Below are 3,241 nucleotides of genomic sequence, written 5' to 3'. Positions count from 1 at the left end.
ATATTCATTTGTTAATATATAATTAGTAATAGCATCATAATCCAACTCATTATCTACCATAAATAATTCGCTTATTTCGTTAATATTAGTAAAATTATTTAATTCTAAAGTCTTATCAGTATTTATTTTAAACTCCGATAAATATCCAATTCTTTCTTTTTTACCTAAAATGGATAGTACTGTCATTGAAATAAAAATTATAATAAAAAACGTAATATATATTGTAAAAAAAAGTTTTTTATTTTTCATATATTATTCCTTGATAAAGTATAAAGTTTATTAGATAGAAATTTTATAATTTTGTAATGAAATTTTATGCAACAGAAATAAAGTTGTTTAGTAAAGTAAAATCTGAGATTGCATAGAGATATTTGTTTCATATAGATACCTATTATTTCATAGCATTATACTATAAAAATAATGATTGTCAATAAAATAAAATGGGCGAGAAACTAATATATAGTTCCTCACCCATAAAAAATTATAAAAGAAATATTTTATTTATTAATAAACACCATTATAAGCATCTAAATAAATTTGTTTAAGCTCTTTCATAAGAGGATACACTGGATTAGCACCAGTACATTGATCATTGAATGCCTGTTCTACTATATCATCAAGTTTAGCCATAAAGTCTTTTTCAGCTACACCATAATCTTTAATAGACAAAGGTATATCAAGCTCTTTCTTAAGATTATTTATAGCTTTAATTAAGTTAGCTACTTTTTCATTATCGTTTTTACCGCCAAGACTAAGCATATCAGCAATAAATGCATATCTCTCTCTAGCATGAGGATATTTATATTGAGGGAATAAACCTTGTTTAGTAGGTTTTTCATTAGCATTATATTTTACAACCTGACATATTAAAAGAGCATTAGCAATACCATGAGGAATATTGAAAGCAGCACCAAGTTTATGAGCCATTGAGTGACAAATACCCAAGAAAGCATTAGCAAAAGCCATACCAGCAAGTGAAGCAGCATAATGCATTTGTTCGCGAGCTATAGGATTTTCTGCACCTTCTTTATATGAAGCAGGTAAATATTTAAATATTAGTTTAATAGCTTTTTCAGCATTACAGTTAGAAAACTCAGTAGCACAAATAGAAGCATAAGACTCAAGAGCATGAGTTAAAGAGTCTATACCGCTTGCAGCACACAACCCCTTTGGCATACTCATAACCAAATTAGCATCAAGTATAGCCATATCAGGTGTTAAAGCATAATCTGTAATAGGATATTTAATATGTGTAGCATCATCAGTAATAACTGCAAAAGGAGTAGTTTCAGAACCAGTACCAGAAGTAGTAGGTATAGCAACAAACTGAGCCTTTTTACCTAATTCTCCAGCATCGCATATTCTCTTTCTTATATCCATAAATACCATAGCAATGTCTTCAAATTTTATTTCAGGATTTTCATATAATAACCAAGCTATTTTACCAGCATCTATTGGAGAACCGCCTCCTAATGCTATAATAACATCAGGTTCAAATACATTAGCAGTTTTTACTATATCTCTAACAGTGCTAATTGTAGGGTCAGGTTTAACATCAGAGAATATGGTATATTTTACTCCTATATCATCTAATACTTTAGTAACATTGTCAGTTACACCTAATTTATAAAGAGGTCCGTCTGTGATGATTAATGCTCTTTTTTTGTCAGCATATTCTCTTAAAGCAACATCTAATGAACCTCTCTTTAAATATATCTTTTCTGGTACTTTATACCATAACATATTTTCTCTCCTTGAAGCTACAGATTTAATATTTAAAAGATGTTTAGGACCAACGTTTTCACTTGTAGAGTTATTGCCCCAGCTTCCGCAGCCTAATGTCAAAGATGGTTCTAATCTAAAGTTATACACATCTCCTATAGCACCTTGAGAAGACGGCATATTTATAAGTATTCTTCCTGTAGGCATTTTTTCATAGAATTTTTTAATTCTTTCTTTTTGATTATCTTCATCTGTATAAAGTACAGAAGTGTGTCCAAGTCCGCCGAATACTATTAAACTATAAGCTTTCTCAACAGCATCATCATAATTATCAGCTTTATACATACCAAGTACAGGTGATAATTTTTCGTAAGAAAATGCCTCATCTTTACTTATAGAAGAAGCTTCACCTATAAGTATTTTTGTCTCCTCTGGAACTGTAATACCAGCCATTTTAGCTATAACATAAGCAGGCTGACCTACTATTTTAGCATTCAAAGCTCCGTCTATAATCATTATTTTACTAAGTTTAGCTTTTTCGTCTTTATTTAAAAGATAAGCTCCTCTATATAAAAACTCTTTTTTTACTTCCTCATAAACACTTTTTACAACAACAACTGTCTGTTCACTAGCACATATCATACCGTTATCAAAAGTTTTACTCATTATAACAGAGTTAACAGCCATTTTTATATCAGCAGTTTCATCGATTATAGCAGGAGTATTACCAGCACCAACACCCAAAGCAGGCTTACCGCTAGAATAAGCAGCTCTAACCATTCCAGGTCCTCCAGTAGCAAGTATTAAATCAATTTGAGGATGGCTCATTAAAGCAGCAGAAAGCTCAACAGTAGGCTCTTCAATACAGCCAACAAGTCCATCAGGAGCACCATGCTCAACTGCTACTTTATTAATAATCTTACAAACTTCAAGAGTACATTTCTTAGCTCTTGGATGCGGAGAAAATACTATTGCATTTCTTGTTTTTAAAGCTATTAACGCTTTGAATGCAGCAGTTGATGTTGGGTTTGTAGTAGGCACAACACCAGCTATTATACCAACAGGTTCTGCTATTTTTTTCATTCCCATAGCTGTATCTTCACTTATGATTCCGCATGTTTTCATATCTTTAAACTTGTTATAAATATATTCAGAAGCAAAGTGATTTTTTATTACCTTATCTTCTACTACTCCCATACCTGTTTCTTCTACCGCCATCTTTGCCAAAGGTATTCTTCTACTATTAATAGCAATAGCACATGCTTTAAATATAATATCTACTTGTTCTTGAGAGAAAGTAGAATATATTTCTTGTGCTTTTTTGGCTTTTGATATTAAGTCGTCTAGTATAGAGTTTCCGCTTTTTGCCTTTGTATCTTTAGTCATTTACTTCTCCTAAACCTTAAAAATTTTTGATAATATTGTACTATAGTTATATAATAAAGTCAATAGCAATATCATAATATATATAACATAGTACAATAAATATACTAAGTTTTAATATTAAAATATAAAAAAG

General features: G+C 30.5%; 1 protein-coding gene and 1 pseudogene. Both read right to left on the bottom strand.

The window, feature by feature from the left end; genetic code table 11:
• A pseudogene (locus E6A48_RS01400) lies at window positions 1-249 on the bottom strand (hypothetical protein); the annotation flags it as partial.
• Between the two features lie 255 nt (window positions 250-504).
• Entirely contained in the window at window positions 505-3,108 is a 2,604-nt protein-coding gene (gene adhE, locus E6A48_RS01395; protein ID WP_219708213.1) for a bifunctional acetaldehyde-CoA/alcohol dehydrogenase, read from the bottom strand.
• Window positions 3,109-3,241: the final 133 nt, after the last annotated feature.

It is taken from the genome of Brachyspira pilosicoli (assembly GCF_019402445.1).
GTDB lineage: Bacteria > Spirochaetota > Brachyspiria > Brachyspirales > Brachyspiraceae > Brachyspira > Brachyspira pilosicoli_B.
The sequence above is the reverse complement of the archived record's forward strand: the minus strand, read 5'-3'. Positions and strand labels throughout refer to the sequence as shown.

What these genes read in the sequence shown, in the direction of transcription:
- adhE (WP_219708213.1), bottom strand. Translation starts at nt 3,108, where the DNA reads ATGACTAAAGATACAAAGGCAAAAAGCGGAAACTCTATACTAGACGAC.